Below are 15831 nucleotides of genomic sequence, written 5' to 3'. Positions count from 1 at the left end.
CAACCGTTCTGGGTCTGGAATGAATGCGGATCGAGAGCTCGCGGCGAGGACGCCGCTCCCACGAAAAACCCCGCCTTGGCGGGGTTTCGTTGCGAGCCGGAGCTGGGCGAAGAATCAATCGCCCTGCTGTTTCTGCATGTGTTCCCAACGCTCCTGCGCATCGATCGTGCGCTCGGCGGTCAGGCGCGCTTCCAGGCGTTCCAGGCCGATTTCCTCGCCGGTGTCGGCGCAGTATCCGTAGTCGCCGGCTTCCAGGCGCTTGAGCGTGCTGTCGATCTTGCCGATCAGCTTGCGGTAGCGGTCGCGGGTGCGCAGCTCCAGCGAGTTCTCGGTTTCGCGGGTGGCGCGCTCGGCTTCGTCGCCGACGTCGCGCACTTCGTCCTTGAGGTTCTCGATGGTCTGCTTGGATTCCTCCACCAGGTCCGCGCGCCAGTCGAGCAGGCGCTGGCGGAAATACTCCAGCTGCAGCGTGCTCATATATTCCTCATCCGCCGCCGGCTTGTAGCCATTGGGGATGAGCGGGCGACCGGTGGCTTCATCGGTCTTGAAGGGCACCACCTTGACCTTGCCGCGCGGTGCGGGCGTGGACGAGGGCCTGGAAACCACGGCCACAGCCACCTTGCCCACGGGACGCGGGATGGGTGCCTTGGCAACGGGGATCGGCGGTACTGCGGAGGCTTTCGAGGTGTTCTTTGAGTTTGCTTTGGGGGAAGGCACTGATTTATTGGGAGTCGGTTTGACGGCTGGCGCCGGTGCCGGGGTTGCGGCCTTGGAAACAGGCGCTACGGCACGGCCAGCGGCCGGGGGGGCGGTCTTGGCAGGAGTCGCTTTGGCCGCAACCGGCTTGGCGGCCGGTTTCGGTACGGATTTGGACGGGACGGACTTGATCGGGGCCGGTTTGGCGGAGGGTTTCTTGGCCGGCACAACTTTCGCAGCAGCCTTGGCTGCGGGTTTGGGCGCGGGCTTCTTGGCGACCGGCTTCTTGACCGGTACCGGTTTCTTGGCGACAGGCGCCTTCTTGGCTACTGCTTTCTTGGCCGCGACCGCCTTCTTGGCTACCGGCTTGGCCGGCGCCTTCTTGGCCACGGGCTTGGCCGCCGGTTTCCTGGCGGGGGCCGCTTTGGCGACGGGCTTCTTGGCGACGGGCTTGGCGGATTTCTTGACCGGCTTGGCGGCCTTCTTCGCAGGTTTCTTTGCAGCCACGAAAAGCGTCCTTCAACTTCCCGAGGTCCGGGAAGGGGGCGCCTTTATAGCCTACCCGGCCGGGTCCGGCAACCACGAATTAGGCCAAGTCGCATATCATCAGCCAATGATTGGCCGCTTCCTCATCGTCCTGCTGCGGTTTTACAAGCGCTTCATCAGTCCGCTATTGGGGCCGCGCTGCCGCTTCGAGCCCACCTGTTCGGAATATGCGATGCAAGCCATCGCCCGTTTCGGTCCGCTGCAGGGCAGCTGGCTGGCGATGCGCCGTATCGGCCGCTGCCATCCGTTCCACCCCGGCGGGCATGATCCGATTCCCGGGAAATAATCAGAAACGTCACATCCACCCCTCCCTCTCCACAGGAACCCGCTGATGCCCGGTACGCTGATAGTCAACGCCCGCCTGGTCAACGAAGGCCGTGAATTCGACGGCGACCTGCGTTTCGCCAATGGCCGCATCACCCATGTGGGCGGTGAATTGAGCGCGCAACCGGGCGATCAGGTGATCGAGGCCGGCGGCCGCTGGCTGTTGCCGGGCATGGTCGACGACCAGGTGCATTTCCGCGAACCCGGGCTGACCCACAAGGGCGATATCGCCACGGAATCGGCGGCGGCGGCGGCTGGCGGCCTGACCACTTTCATGGACATGCCCAACACCACTCCTCCCACACTGGACGCGCGGGCCCTGCAGGCCAAGTACGACGCCGCGGCGGGCCGGGCCTGGGGCAATTTCGGCTTCTACCTGGGCGCCAGCAACGACAACCTGGAAGCGGTGCGCACCCTGGACCCGAAGACCGCGCCCGGGATCAAGGTGTTCATGGGCGCCTCCACCGGCAACATGCTGGTCGACAACCCGGAGACCCTGGACGCGATCTTCCGCGAAGCGCCCACGCCGATCATCACCCACTGCGAAGACACGCCGACCATCGATGCCAACCTGGCCAGGTTCAAGGTGCGTTACGGCGAGGACATCCCGGTGGAATGCCACCCGGACATCCGCTCGCGCGAGGCCTGCATCAAGTCGACCCGGCTGGCGATCTCGCTGGCGCGCAAGCACGACACCCGCCTGCACGTGCTGCATATCTCCACCGCCGACGAACTGGCCCTGTTCCAGCCCGGCCCGCTGGTCGGCGCCGATGGCGTGCGCAAGCGCATCACCGCCGAGACCTGCATCCACTTCCTGCGCTTCGACCGCAACGACTACGCGCGCCTGGGCAACCTGATCAAGTGCAACCCGGCGATCAAGGACGCCAGCGACCGCGAGGCGCTGATCCGCGCGCTGGCCGAGGACGTCATCGACGTGCTGGCGACCGACCACGCGCCGCATACGCTGGAGGAAAAATCCAGGCCGTATTCGCAGGCGCCTTCCGGTCTGCCGCTGGTCCAGTACGCGCTGGTCGCGGCCCTGGAACTGGCGCACGAGAAGAAATCGACCCGCGCGCAGATCGTCAACAAGCTGGCGCACGCGCCGGCGCGGCTGTTCGACGTGAAGGAGCGCGGTTTCCTGCGCGAAGGCTACTGGGCCGACCTGGTGCTGGTGGAGGACGAACCGTTCACCGTGCGTCGCGAGGACGTGCTGTCGAAATGCGGCTGGTCGCCATTCGAGGGCACCACGTTCCAGTCGCGCATCGGCGCCACCTGGGTCAATGGGCGCATGGTCTGGAATGGGGAACAACTGGTCGGCACGCCGAACGGGCAGCGGTTGGAGTTCGATCGTTGATTCTGCAATCCCGTTCTTGTTCTTGTTCGTCATTCCCGCGAAGGCGGGAATCGCTCTTCACTCGAATCGCAGCAATCCGTCCGAAGAGCAGAAGAGCGATTCCCGCCTTCGCGGGAATGACGATGCTGTTGTTCGCGCTGGCTACCTGTGCGACATCGGCTTTTGCGCAGACGCAAGCGGGTACTCCACCCTCCCCTGTGAACGTCGCTCCGGCACAGCTGCAAACCGACACCCGCATCGCCTTCCCCGCCAGCGTTTCGCAGGGCGCGCTGGTCATCGGCAAGGTGCCGCCAGGCAGCAAGGTCAGCTATGCGGGCCGCGAACTACGCGTTAGCAGCTACGGCACCGTGGTCTTCGGCGTGGGCCGCGACGAGAAGGGGCCGCTGCAGATCGAGGTCAAGCGCCCCGACGGCATCCGCGACGCCGCGCAGGTCATGGTCACCGCGCGCGACTGGCCGCTGGAACACGTCAACGGCGTGCCGCCGAAGACCGTCAACCCGCCGCCGGACATCGCAGCGCGGATCAAACGCGAGCAGGCGCTGGTGGTCGCCGCGCGCAGCCGCGACGACGACCGCACCGACTTCGCCCAAGCCTTCGTCTGGCCGGTACAGGGCCGCATCAGCGGCCGTTTCGGCAATGGCCGCGTGTACAACGGGCAGCCAGGGTCCGGGCATTCGGGAATGGACATCGCGGTGCCGACCGGCACCCCGGTCAAGGCGCCCGCGGCCGGCGTGGTGACTTTCGCCGCGCCGGACCTCTACCTCACCGGCGGCACGCTGCTGCTCGACCATGGCTTCGGGGTCAGCTCCAATTTCCTGCACCTGTCGCGCATAGACGTGAAAATCGGCGATCGCGTGGAACAGGGCCAGGTCATCGGCGCGGTCGGTGCCACGGGGCGTGCGACGGGACCGCATCTGCATTGGGGGATGAACTGGTTCGATGTGCGCATCGATCCGCTGCTGGTGCTGGAGCGGAAATAAACCAATCAACGCTGTAGGAGCGACGTGAGTCGCGATGGAATCCCGTCGGAAAGATCATTCGCGACTTACGTCGCTCCTACGCAGATCCTACGCGAGGCGGCGCCATCAGGCGTTGCTGCCGCTTACCCGCGCCACCGCATCGTGCGGATGCAGGCTCTCGAAGTGCGATACGGTCGCGTCGTAACGCTCGATCCGCGAATCCTTCGACAATACCGAGGCCACGCGGCGCGCGGCGTCTTCGCAGAACATCAGGTTTTCGGCATTCAGGCGGGCGAAGGCCTGCTCGTCGATGCGCTTGACCGCGGTCTGCACCGGCGTGGCCAGGGCCGTTTCCAGCGCATCGATCAACGCCACCAGCGGCAGTTCGTCGAACTGGGTGCGCAGTTCCACCCGCACCTGCGCGCGGCTGCGCTGCGCATGCGGGGTGGCGGCGAGGCCGCGCTCGGAGGCCAGCCAGTCGTGGACCACGCCTACCGACAATGGGCGCGCGGCAGCGAAATCTTCCGAGAAACGCTGCGCATTGGCCTGGCGCGATAGCGCGGCCGACGCCGGGCAGGTGCTCGAGTATTCCAGCGAGAACGACAAGGCGAGTTGCAAATGACCTTCGTCGAGCGTCGCTTCGATCTCGACCGGATAGCGCTTCCAACCCGTGTATTCGCTCTCCAAGGCACGACGCTGCAGCAGCGCTTCATAACGGATCTTCAATCGTGCCCGCGAGGCAAGGCCGGATTGCGAGGCGATGCTTTCCTGCAACAGATGGCGCAGGCCGGCCGGGGTGATGGTTTCGCGGGCCAGGCTGTCCTGCAATTGCAGGTACAGGCGCGACATATGGATGCCGCGCGCTTCGGGATCGGCCAGGTCGACCGACAGGTCGATGCTGGCGGCGACCTGCAGTTGCCCGCCGACGCCATCGGACACGCGCACCGGCAAGGCGATGCCTTCCATGCCTACCCAGTCCAGCGCACGCGCCAGGGGCACGGCATGGCCGGCGACGTCGGGAAGGTCGGTGCTCGGGAGGGTCGGGCGTGTAGCGGACATCTAAGGGGCCGTGGGGGCGGAACAGAGGCGAATTGTACCGGCTCGGGGCCTGGCGCCCCTGCAACGGTACGTTACGTCAGCGCCGCCTTGCCGCGCGCCAGCCCAGCCACAAGGCACGCAGCGGCGGCAGCGTGGCGATGCTTTCCCCGCCTGCCCCGGACCGTTGCAGCTGCGAGCGCGCCAGTGCCGCGGTCAATCGGCGCGGCAGCGGGCCGCCCTCGCGCGCTGGCCAGCGCAGCAACAGCTCCCCGACCCAGGCGTCGCGCGTCGGGCCTTCGGCACCGGCGACATGCAGCGGCACCGCGACCTCGCCTGCTCCTTCCAGCCGTGCCGCGAGCAACTGTGCGCCAAGCGCCTGGATCGCTACGTCGCTGGCCGGCGCAGGGAACAGCGCATGCTCGACACCGGCAATCGCGACCGCCAGCGGACGCACCGCATCGAACGCCCTTTCCGCATCGAGCGGACGTTCACGCAAGCGGATCAGGGTCGGCAAGGCTTCGGCCAGTTCGAACCACGGCGCGCGCTGCGGTTCCAGCACCCGGCCCAGCGGATGCCGCGAGCGTTGCCGGCTCCAGTCGCGCAACTCCTCGCCCCACCACGCCAGCTTGGCGTCGGCCGGCAGCGGGTCGCCGGCGATGTTCATCGCATCGGTGAATTCCTGCTGCAGGGCGAACCAGGCGATCGCAAGCCGGCGCTGGGGAACGGGGACGAAGGTTTCGACCACGCGCCATTCCGGCCAGCGTGCGAGCCATTTGTCGAGGAAATTGTCGAGTGCGGTGGAGTCGGTCATGGATCGATCATGGGTAGGAGCGGGCCTTGCCCGCGATGCTTTAATCCGGACACCATGCAAGAGCATCGCGGGCAAGGCCCGCTCCTACGCGCCGGGGGACGACAGGGGCTGGGGCCAATTTGCGGGAATGAGCAATTCAGCCGGAGATTCGAGCACGCTGTCCGCACCCCACTCCGCCGGTCGCTCGTGATCCTGGCGGTAGCCCCACAAGGCGGCGATGGAAGGCATGCCGGCCGCGCGCGCGGCCACGATGTCGCGCTCGTCGTCGCCGACGTAGACGCAATCGCCTGCCGCCAAACCCATGCGCTCGGCCGCGATCAGCAGTGGCAGCGGATGCGGCTTCTTCTCGGCCAGCGTGTCGCCGCCGATCAGCACCGCGCAGCGGGTTTCCCAGCCCAGTTGCGGCAGGATCTCGCGTGCCAGGTATTCGGGCTTGTTGGTGACGATGCCCCAGGCCGCGCCATCCGCCTCCAGGGCCGCGAGCATGGTCTCGATATCGTCGAACAGCACGCTGTGCCGGCCCAGCTCCTGCAGGTAGGTCTCCAGGAACAGCGGTACCATCGCCTCGCGGGCAGCTGTCTTCAGCTTCGGGAAAGCCGCGGCCAGCATCGCCCGCGATCCCTTGGACACGTGCGGGCGGATCTGCGCCAACGCCATCGGCGCCAGTCCCTGCGCATCGCGCAGGCGATTGGCCGTGGCCAGCATGTCCGGCGCGCTGTCCAGCAGCGTGCCATCCAGGTCGAACAGTACGGCGCGTGGGAACAAAGCGCCCGGTACTTGTTGTTGCAACTCCCTATTCTCCATTCCCGATTCCCGGCTTCATCGCGCAGGCCAGGTAGTTCACCTCGGTGCGGCCGATGATCCGCGCCGCGTTGCGCCAGGGTTCGTAGGCGAGGCCGCTGACGTCCTCCAGTTGCAGGCCGGCCGCGCGCAACCAGCCCGCGAGTTCCGACGGCTTGATGAAATCCTGGTAGTGGTGCGTGCCCTTGGGCAGCAGCCGGGCGACGTATTCGGCGCCGACGATGGCCAGTGCGAACGCGGCCGGAGTGCGGTTGAGCGTGGACAGGAACAGGCGTCCGCCCGGCTTCAGCAACTGCGCGCAGGCGGCGATGATCGCGGACGGATCAGGCACGTGTTCCAGCATTTCCATGCAGGTGATCGCATCGAAGCTGCCCGGTGCTTCCGCGGCCAGCGCTTCGGCCGATTGCAGGCGGTAATCGACCTCCACACCCGATTCCAGCCGGTGCAGCCTGGCGACCTTGATCAGTTCCGGCGCCAGGTCGATGGCGGCGACGGCCGCGCCCTCCTTCGCCAGGGCCTCGCTGAGCAGGCCGGCGCCGCAACCGACATCCAGTACCGCCGCATCGCGCAGCGGGATGCGTTGCTTCACATAGTCCAGGCGCACCGGATTCAGCGCGTGCAACGCCTTCTGCGGACCTTGCGGATCCCACCAGCGGTTCGCCAGGGCGCCGAATTTGTCGAGTTCGGCCTGGTCGAAGTTGTCGCTGGGGGCGGTTGTGTTGGTCATGGCGATATTCTCTCACGTCGTCATTCCCGCGAAGGCGGGGTTTTCAACAACCGAATGGCTGGTCATGACGAGCAAAAAAGTTATTGGGTGCCGACCGCCGCGATCCGCCCACGCCATTGCTTCGCATTGGCGAGGATTCCCGGCACGTCCATATCGACCAGCTCGCGCGCAATCATTTTCGGCTTGCCGGCGATCCACACGTCGCTGACCTGGTGGCGGCCGGTGGCGTAGATCAGCTGCGACACCACGTGGTGCAGCGGCTGGGTTTCCAGCGCGGAAAGATCGACGCAGGCCAGATCGGCCTGCTTGCCCGGCTCGATGGAGCCGACCAGATGATCGAAACCCATCGCCCTGGCTCCGCCGAGGGTCGCGGCGCGCAAAGCGCTGAAGGCATCGAAGCCGGCCGCATCGCCGGCCACGGCCTTGGCCAGGATCGCCGCGGTACGGGTCTCGCCGAACATGTCCAGGTCGTTGTTGCTGGCCACGCCATCGGTGCCGATGGCCAGGTTGACGCCGGCCTTCTGCAGGGCGCAGACCGGGCAGAAACCGGAGGCGAGCTTGAGGTTGGATTCGGGGCAATGCACCACCGACACGCCGCGCTCGGCGCAGAGGTGGATTTCCGCCTCGGTCAGCTGGGTCATGTGCACCGCGATCAGGCGGTCGTTGACCAGGCCCAGGCGGTCGATCCGGGCCAGTGGCCGTTGCCCGTGCTTCTGTTGCGATTGTTCGACTTCCTGCGCAGTCTCGTGCAGATGCAGGTGCACCGGCAGATCGAGCTGGTCGGCGAGCATGCGGATGCGCGCGAAATTCTCGTCCGACACCGTGTACGGCGCATGCGGCGCGAACGCGGTGGCGATCAGCGGATCGTCGCGCCACTGGTCGTGGACCTCGCCGGCGCGGTCGAAGTATTCGTCGTCGGACTTGGCCCAGGCGGTCGGGAAGTCGATCACCGGCAGGCCCACGCGCGCGCGGAACCCATGGCGCTTGTAGGTGGCCGCCTGCACGTCGGGGAAGAAATAGTTCTCGTTGCAGCAGGTGGTGCCGCCGCGCAGCATCTCGGCGATGGCCAGGGTCACGCCATCGGCGACGAATTCCGGGCCGATCACCGCGCCCTCGATCGGCCAGATATGTTCCTGCAGCCAGACCTTCAGCGGCAGGTCGTCGGCGACACCGCGCAACAGCGTCATCGGGTTGTGCGCATGCGCGTTGACCAGGCCCGGGATCAACGCCGCTTCCGGGCGCGACACCGTTTCCGTCGCCCGGAAGCGCGTGCGCGCTTCGGCGATCGGCAGGATGGCGACGATCGCGCCGCCGGAAACGGCGACCGTGTGGTCTTCCAGCACCACGCCATGCGGCTCCACCGGCACCACGAAGCCGGCTTCGATGAGGAGGTCGCAGGTCTGGGGATTGGGATCGGTCGTCATTCTTCAGTTTTGCTCGTCATGACCAGCCATTCGGCTGTTGAAAGCTCCGCGAAGGCGGGAATCCAGTGACCTGGCTTCTTTATACGGTGCAACAGCCGAAGTCGCTGGATCCCCGCCTACGCGGGGATGACGATTTGGCAGAGCCGTGGCCGCAAGCGGCCACGGGCCAAATCGTCACTTCACCCGCGACACGTATTCGCCGGTGCGGGTATCGACCTTGATGACTTCGTCCTGGCCGACGAACAGCGGCACCCTCACCACCGCGCCGGTTTCCAGCGTGGCCGGTTTGCCGCCGCCGCCGGAGGTGTCGCCGCGCACGCCGGGGTCGGTCTCGGTGATCTTCAGCTCGACGAAGTTGGGCGGCTGCACCGCGATCGGCACGCCATTCCACAGCGTCACCACGCATTCCTCTTCGCCTTTCAGGTATTTGGCCGCATCGCCCACGCCGTTCTTGTCGGCCTGGACCTGCTCGAAGGTTTCCGGCTGCATGAAGTGCCAGTACTCGCCGTCGGCGTAGAGGAACTGCATGTCGGTATCGATCACGTCGGCGGCTTCCAGGTCGTCGGTGGCCTTCATGGTCAATTCCACCATGCGCCCGGACTTGATGAAGCGGTATTTGATCCGGGTGAAGGCCTGGCCCTTGCCGGGTTTGACGTATTCGGTTTCGGTGATGACGCAGGGCTCGTTGTTGACCAGGATCTTCATCCCGTTCTTGACGTCGTTCATGCCATAACTGGCCATGGAAACTCCTGGGGGTAAGACAAGCCAGCCGCGTTCTGCGGCCGGCCGGATAGAATGGGAAGCCCGCCGGAACCGGCAGGCGCTTGTTTGAGACCACATTGTTCCAGGCCGTCATGATACCTGCAGCCACCGTTCCCTTACACACCGCCCCCCTGCCCGCCGCCCCGCCGCCCGCGCTCCCGTTGCAGCCCGTACGCTGGCAACAGCTGTGGCGCGAAGCCGTGCGCGATCCGGGCGAACTGCTGGCGATGCTGGGACTGGAGGCGCTCGCCAACCGGGTCTCCGCCGAGGCCGACGCCCAATTCCCCTTGCGGGTGCCGCGCGGCTTCGTGGCCCGCATGCGCCACGGCGATGCCCGCGACCCGCTGCTGCGCCAGGTGCTTCCACTGGACGAGGAGATGCGCGCAGCGCCCGGTTTCTCGCTGGATGCGGTCGGCGATGGCGCCGCGCGCGCCGGCGCCGGGGTCCTGCAGAAATACCGCGGCCGGGCCCTGCTGGTGACCACCGGCAGCTGCGCGGTGAACTGCCGCTACTGCTTCCGCCGGCATTTCCCCTATGCCGAGGAAACCGCCGCACGCGATGGCTGGCGCGAAGCCGTGCAGGCGATCCGGGCCGACACCGGCATCGACGAGGTGATCCTGTCGGGCGGCGATCCGCTTTCGCTGGCGACTTCCCGGCTGGCCGAACTGACCGCGGCCCTTGCCGGCATCGGCCACCTCAAGCGCCTGCGCATCCACACCCGCCTGCCGGTGGTCCTGCCCGAACGCGTGGACGCTCCGCTGCTGCAATGGCTGGCGGAATTGCCGTGGCCGGTGGCCGTGGTCATCCACGCCAACCACGCCAACGAGTTCGATGCCTCGGTGGACAGCGCCCTGGCTGGTTTGCGCGATGCCGGCGCGCGCCTGCTCAACCAGGCGGTGCTGTTGCGTGGAGTCAACGACAGCGTAGAAGCGCTGGCCGACCTGGGCGAACGCGGCTTCGCCGCCGGGGTCCTGCCTTATTACCTGCACCAGTTGGACCGCGTGGCCGGCGCAGCGCATTTCGAGGTGCCGGACCAGCAAGCCAAAGCGCTGCATGCCGCCCTCGCGGCGCGGACCTCGGGCTATCTGCTGCCGCGGCTGGTTCGTGAAGTGGCCGGCGATCCGGGCAAGCGGCCGCTGTAGCGCGGCCAGGTCGCTTGCTGCGCGAGCTGTGAGGTCGGGGGCGCAGCCGCCTGCGAACAGTCGAACCAATCGACAGCGGTAGCTTTTTCTTGGCAGGCCGCATGCGGCCGACTTCACCCTTGACAGCGCCGAAGGCGCGACTTCGCCCCCCATTTCCAGGCACCGGGAATGGACGCCCTCGCACTCATCGTGTATTAAATCGGCTCCCCCGGCGGATGTGCTGCATGCAGATCGGCAAAGACACCACCATTCGATTGATCATCATCGACGACAGCGGCGAAGACGCCGAAGCCGTCGTCAGCGCGTTCCGCAATGGCGGCATCGCCATCCGCCCGCACCGCCCGCTCAACGAGGCGGAACTGGGCGCGATGCTGGCCGCCCAGCCGATCGACATGATCCTCGCCTCGAAATCCTCGCAGGCGATCTCGCTCGAAACCGTGCTCGCCCAGGTCAAGGCCAGCGGCAAGGACATCCCGGTGATCGCGCTCGCCGACGGTATCGACGAGGCCGCCTTCATCGGCGACCTGGCCCTGGGCGCGCGCGCCATCGCCCTGCGCGGCCGCTACGAGCACCTGCTCAAGGTGCTGCAGGGGCAATGGGCCGACCTGGAGGCGCGGCGCGCCCTGCGCCTGCTGGAAGCCCAGTTGCGCGAAACCGAGCGCCGCTGCGATGCGCTGATCGCGTCCTCGCGCGACCCCATCGCCTATATCCACGAAGGCATGCACATCCGCGCCAACGACGCCTACCTGGAAATGTTCGGCTTCGAGTCGTTCGAGGACGTGGAAGGCCTGTCGCTGCTGGACCTGGTCGCCCCGCAATACGTGGCCGAGTTCAAGCTGCTGCTGAAGAAACTGGGCAAGGGCGAGGCACCGCCGCGTTTCGAACTGGAGGCGCGATCGCTGGATGGGCAAAGTTTCCCGGCCGCGCTGGAATTCGCCACCGCCAGCTACGAGGGCGAATCCTGCGTGCAGGTGGTGTTCCGCCGCCGCGAATTCGAGCAGGATCCCGAACTGGCCCGCGAGGTCGAAGACCTGCGCCAGCGCGACATCGCGACCGGCCTGCTGAACCGCTCCACCTTCCTGCATGCGCTGGAAGACGTGGTCAGCCACGCGGCGCGCGGCGAAGGCCAGTACGCGCTGCTGCTGGTCGAACCGGACCACTACCAGCGCCTGTTGCAGGATTTCGGCCTGGATTCGGCCGATCTGCTGATCGCCGCGCTGGCCGCCCGGCTCAGCGAGACCGTCGGCGCCGGCATCACCACCGCGCGTTTCGGCGAGCGCAGTTTCGCGGTCCTGCTCAAGGGCGACCATGCGAGCACCGCCGAGCTCAGCGAACGCCTGCGCACCGCCTTCGCCTCGCACGTATTCAACGTCGGCGAACGCTCGGCGGCGATCACCGCCAGCATCGGCGGCGTGCAGATCGGCGAAAAGATCGCCACCGTCGGCCAGGTCCTCAACCGCGCCAGCGAAAGCCTGCAGAACGCGACCGCGCTGGGCGGCAACCGCAGCGAGATCTTCGACCCCGGCGCCGTGGATCGCGCCGAGGAAGAGCGCAAGCAGAACTGGGTCGACATGCTGCGCCAGGCGCTGGAGGGCGGCGGCTTCGTCCTGCACTACCAGCCCGCGGTCAATCTGCAGGGCGAACCGGGCGAGGTCTACGAGGCCTTGTTGCGGCTCGAGAACAACGGCGAGCTGGTCACCCCGCAATCGTTCCTGGGCATCGCCGAGGACAACGGCCTGCTCGACGCCATCGACCGCTGGGTCGCGCAGCGGGCGATCGAACTGATCGGCGAGCGCAACCGCGCCGGCCACGACACCCGCATGCTGGTCAAGGTCAGCCCGGCTTCGTTCGCCGACGACCGGCTGCTGCAGGTGATCGAACAGCAGCTGGCCACGCATGGCGTCCCCGGCGAACGCCTGTGGCTGGAGATACCGGAAGCGAAGGTGTTCACCCACCTGCGCCAGGCCCAGGCATTCCTGGCCGGCGCGACGCGCCTGGGCTGCAAGGTGGGACTGGAGAAATTCGGCTCCGGACTGGATTCGTTCCAGCTGCTGGCCCACTTCCGGCCCGCCTTCCTCAAGATCGACCGCAGCTTCACCGAGGACCTGTCCAAGGCGCCCGAACAGCAGGCCAAGATCCGCGAAATCGCCGAGCGAGCGCGCAACGGCAGCATCCTGACCATCGCCGAGTACGTGCAGGATGCGGCCACGATGAGTTTCCTTTTCGGCGTCAGCGTGGATTACGTGCAGGGTTATTTCCTCGCCGCGCCTGCGCCGGCAATGAACTACGATTTCTCCTGAGCGGGCCAGCCACACGAAAAGAAGAAGCCCGCCTGATGGCGGGCTTTGCTTGTGCCGCTGCGGCGGGCTTCAACCCGCGAGGGCGTCCTGGTTGCGCAACGCCGCGATGCGCTCCTGCATGGGCGGATGGCTCAGGAACAGTTTCTTCAGGCCCTGGCCGATCCCGCCGGCGATGCCGAACGCTTCCACCTGGGTCGGCAACGTGCTCGGCCGAGGGTTGGCCGACAGGCGTTCCAGCGCTGCGATCATCTTGTCGCGCCCCGCCAGGGCGGCACCACCGGCGTCGGCCCGGAACTCGCGCCGGCGCGAGAACCACATCGCGATCATGGTGGCGAACAGGCCCAGTACCAGCTCCAGCGCCATTACGATGAGATAGTAGGCGATGCCCGGGCCGCGGCTGTCGCGATTGCCGGAAATGTAGTTGTCGATGATGCCGCCGACCACGCGCGCCAGCACGATCACGAAGGTATTCAACACGCCCTGCAGCAAGGCCATGGTCACCATGTCGCCGTTGGCCACATGGCTGACCTCGTGACCGAGCACTGCCTCGGCCTCGTCGCGGTTCATTGCCCGCAACAGTCCGGTGGAAACCGCCACCAGTGCGTTGTTGCGATTGGCGCCGGTGGCGAAGGCGTTGATCTCCGGCGCGTCATAGACCGCCACTTCGGGCATGCCGATGCCGGCAGCCTGGGCCTGGCGCTGCACCGTGGCCAGCAGCCACTGTTCGCCCTCGTTGCGCGGCTGGGCGATGACCTGCGCGCCGGTGGCGCGCTTGGCCATGGTCTTGGACAGCAACAAGGAGATGATCGAGCCGCCAAAGCCGAAGATCGCCGCCATCACCAGCAACCCGCCCATCTGGCTGGAATTCACCCCCAGCAACGACATCACCAGCCCCGCCAGCAGCATCACGGCCAGGTTGGTGGCGAGGAACAGGGCGATGCGATTGAACATGGGTGGTCTCCGTCGGGATGCAGCGTCGCGGAACAGGCAACGACACCGGCAACGACTGCCCGTGCGAGGCGGATTTGCGGTTGCCGGCGCTTGAATTCAAGCGCGGTACTGACCGAGGATTCAGCTTTACCGAAGCGGACGCATGCCAGCAATGACAATCTATCGCGGGCGCTTCGCGCCCTCGCCTACCGGCCCGCTGCATTTCGGCTCGCTGCTGGCCGCGTTCGGCAGTTGGCTGCTGGCGCGCCATGCGGGCGGCGAATGGTGGGTGCGGATGGAAGACCTGGATCCGCCACGCGAAGTCGCCGGCGCCGCGCGAACGCAGCTCGCCACGCTGGAGGCTTTCGGCCTGCACAGCGATGCGATCGTGGAATGGCAGAGCCGCCGTTCCGCTTTCTACCAGGCCGCGTTGCAACGTCTGCTGGAGCAAGGCGAGGCCTTCGAATGCCATTGCAGCCGCAGCGAACTCGCCGCCAATGGCGGCATCCATCGCGCCTGCGTCGGTAACACCCGGCGCGCCGATCCCGCCGTGCGCCTGCGCGTGGCCGAAGGCACCGTGGTGACCTTCGAGGACCAGTTGCAAGGCCGCTTCAGCCAGGACGTAGCCGGCGAAGTCGGCGATTTCGTGCTCAGGCGCGCCGACGGCCTGTGGGCTTACCAGCTCGCGGTCGTAGTCGACGATGCGGCGCAGGGCATGACCGATATCGTGCGCGGCGCCGACCTGCTGGATTCGACGCCAAGGCAGATCCTGCTGCAGCAGGCATTGGGTTTGCCGACGCCGCGCTATCTGCATCTTCCACTGATAGTGGATGGCAACGGCCGAAAACTGTCCAAGTCCGACGCCGCGCTTCCCATCGATGCCGACGCTCCGCTGCCCGCGCTCGACGCGGCCTGGCGAGCGCTGGGACAGGATCCCGCCTCGTTGCGCGGAAGCACGGATGCAGCGTCCCTGCTGGCTGCGTCGGTGGCGTCGTTCATGCCGTCACGACTGCCTCGCGCGGCATCACTGTCGACCGCTGCACTGCACAACACCACTGACACCAACGCTGTCTAGAATCCTTGCAGACCTCGCATTCCGGCAGGACAAGGGAGACTCCGACATGACTTCACGCGTCGCACTGGTGACCGGCGGCACCGGCGGTATCGGCAGCGCCATCTGCAAAAAACTGGCCGACATGGGCCACAAGGTCGCCACCAACTACCGCAACGAGGAAAAGACCCAGGCGTGGCTGCAGCAGATGCGCGCGCAGGGTTACGACATCGTCGCGGTCAAGGGCGACGTGTCCTCACCGGAAGAAGCCGAAGCGCTGGTGCGCGAGGCCGAAGCCAAGCTCGGCCCGATCGACATCCTGGTCAACAACGCCGGCATCACCCGCGACACCACCTTCCACCGCATGACCGCGCAGCACTGGAACGAGGTCATCAACACCAATCTAAACTCGGTCTACAACATGACCCGCCCGGTGATCGAGGGCATGCGCGAGCGCAAGTGGGGCCGGGTGATCCAGATCAGTTCGATCAACGGCCAGAAGGGCCAGTATGGCCAGGCCAATTACGCCGCGGCCAAGGCCGGCATGCATGGTTTCACCATTTCCCTGGCCCAGGAAAACGCCAAGTTCGGGATCACCGTCAACACCGTTTCGCCCGGCTACATCGGCACCGACATGGTGATGGCGGTGCCGGAGGAAGTCCGCAACAAGATCGTGGCGCAGATTCCCACCGGCCGCCTCGGCAGTCCGGAGGAGATCGCCTACGCGGTGTCGTTCTTCGTCCCCGACGAGGCCGCCTGGATCACCGGCGCCAACCTCTCCGCCAACGGTGGGCAGTACATGGGCTGGTGAGTTGGCGGTTGCAAGAAGACGCCTGTCTTTTGCTGCACAAACCACCGACTACCAGCCCCGAACCAGCAGCCCCATGGCCGACGGATAGCCCTACGATCCCGGACGGCCACCCGCCTTTTCCTGAATACGTACGGCCCCCCCTCGCCCCTGTTGCA

General features: G+C 66.6%; 15 protein-coding genes. 7 read left to right on the top strand and 8 right to left on the bottom strand.

Annotated elements, in window-relative coordinates; all coding sequences use genetic code 11:
- Positions 1 to 114 precede the first annotated feature (114 nt).
- Positions 115 to 1203, bottom strand: coding sequence for an RNA polymerase-binding protein DksA (gene dksA / locus CSC74_RS01345; protein WP_162312625.1), 1089 nt, complete (start codon positions 1201 to 1203; stop codon positions 115 to 117).
- Between the two features lie 106 nt (positions 1204 to 1309).
- On the opposite strand from dksA, the gene yidD reads away from it, so the two are divergent.
- The 3 genes from yidD (at position 1310) to CSC74_RS01330 (ending at position 3900) form a co-directional block, all read left to right on the top strand.
- The gene (gene yidD / locus CSC74_RS01340; protein ID WP_162313677.1) at positions 1310 to 1528 is read left to right on the top strand and encodes a membrane protein insertion efficiency factor YidD; all 219 of its coding nucleotides are present in this window, start codon (positions 1310 to 1312) and stop codon (positions 1526 to 1528) included.
- Positions 1529 to 1573: 45 nt separating this feature from the next.
- On the top strand, positions 1574 to 2920 hold the full coding sequence (locus tag CSC74_RS01335; protein ID WP_162312624.1) for a dihydroorotase: 1347 nt from the start codon (positions 1574 to 1576) through the stop codon (positions 2918 to 2920).
- Positions 2921 to 3117: 197 nt separating this feature from the next.
- Positions 3118 to 3900, top strand: coding sequence for a M23 family metallopeptidase (locus CSC74_RS01330; RefSeq protein WP_246192901.1), 783 nt, complete (start codon positions 3118 to 3120; stop codon positions 3898 to 3900).
- 105 nt (positions 3901 to 4005) lie between these two features.
- Here the strand turns inward: CSC74_RS01330 and folE2 are convergent, their stop codons facing one another.
- The 6 genes from folE2 to efp all read right to left on the bottom strand — a co-directional run bounded on the left by folE2 (position 4006) and on the right by efp (position 9421).
- Positions 4006 to 4938, bottom strand: coding sequence for a GTP cyclohydrolase FolE2 (gene folE2 / locus CSC74_RS01325; protein ID WP_162312622.1), 933 nt, complete (start codon positions 4936 to 4938; stop codon positions 4006 to 4008).
- A gap of 76 nt (positions 4939 to 5014) precedes the next feature.
- Entirely contained in the window at positions 5015 to 5728 is a 714-nt protein-coding gene (locus CSC74_RS01320; RefSeq protein WP_162312621.1) for a phytoene/squalene synthase family protein, read from the bottom strand.
- A gap of 84 nt (positions 5729 to 5812) precedes the next feature.
- Entirely contained in the window at positions 5813 to 6532 is a 720-nt protein-coding gene (locus CSC74_RS01315) for a phosphoglycolate phosphatase (protein ID WP_162312620.1), read from the bottom strand.
- On the bottom strand, positions 6522 to 7256 hold the full coding sequence (gene ubiG, locus CSC74_RS01310) for a bifunctional 2-polyprenyl-6-hydroxyphenol methylase/3-demethylubiquinol 3-O-methyltransferase UbiG (protein ID WP_162312619.1): 735 nt from the start codon (positions 7254 to 7256) through the stop codon (positions 6522 to 6524). The genes CSC74_RS01315 and ubiG overlap by 11 nt, the downstream gene beginning before the upstream one ends.
- 80 nt (positions 7257 to 7336) lie before the next feature.
- Positions 7337 to 8680: a TRZ/ATZ family hydrolase gene (locus CSC74_RS01305; protein WP_162312618.1), complete on the bottom strand. Its 1344-nt coding sequence runs from the start codon at positions 8678 to 8680 to the stop codon at positions 7337 to 7339.
- 174 nt (positions 8681 to 8854) lie between these two features.
- On the bottom strand, positions 8855 to 9421 hold the full coding sequence (efp, locus tag CSC74_RS01300; protein WP_162312617.1) for an elongation factor P: 567 nt from the start codon (positions 9419 to 9421) through the stop codon (positions 8855 to 8857).
- Between the two features lie 113 nt (positions 9422 to 9534).
- Between efp and epmB the strand changes: the two genes are divergently transcribed.
- Both epmB and CSC74_RS01290 read left to right on the top strand, forming a co-directional pair.
- Positions 9535 to 10584, top strand: coding sequence for an EF-P beta-lysylation protein EpmB (epmB, locus tag CSC74_RS01295; protein WP_162313676.1), 1050 nt, complete (start codon positions 9535 to 9537; stop codon positions 10582 to 10584).
- Positions 10585 to 10808: 224 nt separating this feature from the next.
- Entirely contained in the window at positions 10809 to 12884 is a 2076-nt protein-coding gene (locus CSC74_RS01290) for an EAL domain-containing protein (protein ID WP_162312616.1), read from the top strand.
- Positions 12885 to 12953: 69 nt separating this feature from the next.
- Here the strand turns inward: CSC74_RS01290 and htpX are convergent, their stop codons facing one another.
- Positions 12954 to 13835 carry a protease HtpX gene (gene htpX / locus CSC74_RS01285; protein WP_162312615.1) on the bottom strand — a complete coding sequence of 294 codons (882 nt, stop codon included), beginning with the start codon at positions 13833 to 13835 and terminating at the stop codon, positions 12954 to 12956.
- 151 nt (positions 13836 to 13986) lie between these two features.
- On the opposite strand from htpX, the gene gluQRS reads away from it, so the two are divergent.
- Entirely contained in the window at positions 13987 to 14889 is a 903-nt protein-coding gene (gene gluQRS / locus CSC74_RS01280) for a tRNA glutamyl-Q(34) synthetase GluQRS (RefSeq protein WP_425501430.1), read from the top strand.
- Between the two features lie 46 nt (positions 14890 to 14935).
- Positions 14936 to 15676 (top strand): beta-ketoacyl-ACP reductase, encoded by a 741-nt coding sequence (phbB, locus tag CSC74_RS01275; protein WP_162312613.1) that lies wholly within the window; start codon positions 14936 to 14938, stop codon positions 15674 to 15676.
- Positions 15677 to 15831 lie beyond the last annotated feature (155 nt).

The sequence above is a fragment of the Pseudoxanthomonas yeongjuensis genome (assembly GCF_010093345.1).
In the GTDB taxonomy this organism is placed as follows: domain Bacteria; phylum Pseudomonadota; class Gammaproteobacteria; order Xanthomonadales; family Xanthomonadaceae; genus Pseudoxanthomonas_A; species Pseudoxanthomonas_A yeongjuensis.
Note: the sequence above shows the minus strand (reverse complement) of the source record. Positions and strands in the feature narration are given on the sequence as shown.

Coding starts and splice junctions, on each gene's coding strand:
- yidD (WP_162313677.1), top strand. CDS start 1,310: ATGATTGGCCGCTTCCTCATCGTCCTGCTGCGGTTTTACAAGCGCTTC.
- CSC74_RS01335 (WP_162312624.1), top strand. CDS start 1,574: ATGCCCGGTACGCTGATAGTCAACGCCCGCCTGGTCAACGAAGGCCGT.
- folE2 (WP_162312622.1), bottom strand. CDS start 4,938: ATGTCCGCTACACGCCCGACCCTCCCGAGCACCGACCTTCCCGACGTC.
- CSC74_RS01320 (WP_162312621.1), bottom strand. CDS start 5,728: ATGACCGACTCCACCGCACTCGACAATTTCCTCGACAAATGGCTCGCA.
- CSC74_RS01315 (WP_162312620.1), bottom strand. CDS start 6,532: ATGGAGAATAGGGAGTTGCAACAACAAGTACCGGGCGCTTTGTTCCCA.
- ubiG (WP_162312619.1), bottom strand. CDS start 7,256: ATGACCAACACAACCGCCCCCAGCGACAACTTCGACCAGGCCGAACTC.
- CSC74_RS01305 (WP_162312618.1), bottom strand. CDS start 8,680: ATGACGACCGATCCCAATCCCCAGACCTGCGACCTCCTCATCGAAGCC.
- efp (WP_162312617.1), bottom strand. CDS start 9,421: ATGGCCAGTTATGGCATGAACGACGTCAAGAACGGGATGAAGATCCTG.
- epmB (WP_162313676.1), top strand. CDS start 9,535: ATGATACCTGCAGCCACCGTTCCCTTACACACCGCCCCCCTGCCCGCC.
- CSC74_RS01290 (WP_162312616.1), top strand. CDS start 10,809: ATGCAGATCGGCAAAGACACCACCATTCGATTGATCATCATCGACGAC.
- htpX (WP_162312615.1), bottom strand. CDS start 13,835: ATGTTCAATCGCATCGCCCTGTTCCTCGCCACCAACCTGGCCGTGATG.
- gluQRS (WP_425501430.1), top strand. CDS start 13,987: ATGACAATCTATCGCGGGCGCTTCGCGCCCTCGCCTACCGGCCCGCTG.
- phbB (WP_162312613.1), top strand. CDS start 14,936: ATGACTTCACGCGTCGCACTGGTGACCGGCGGCACCGGCGGTATCGGC.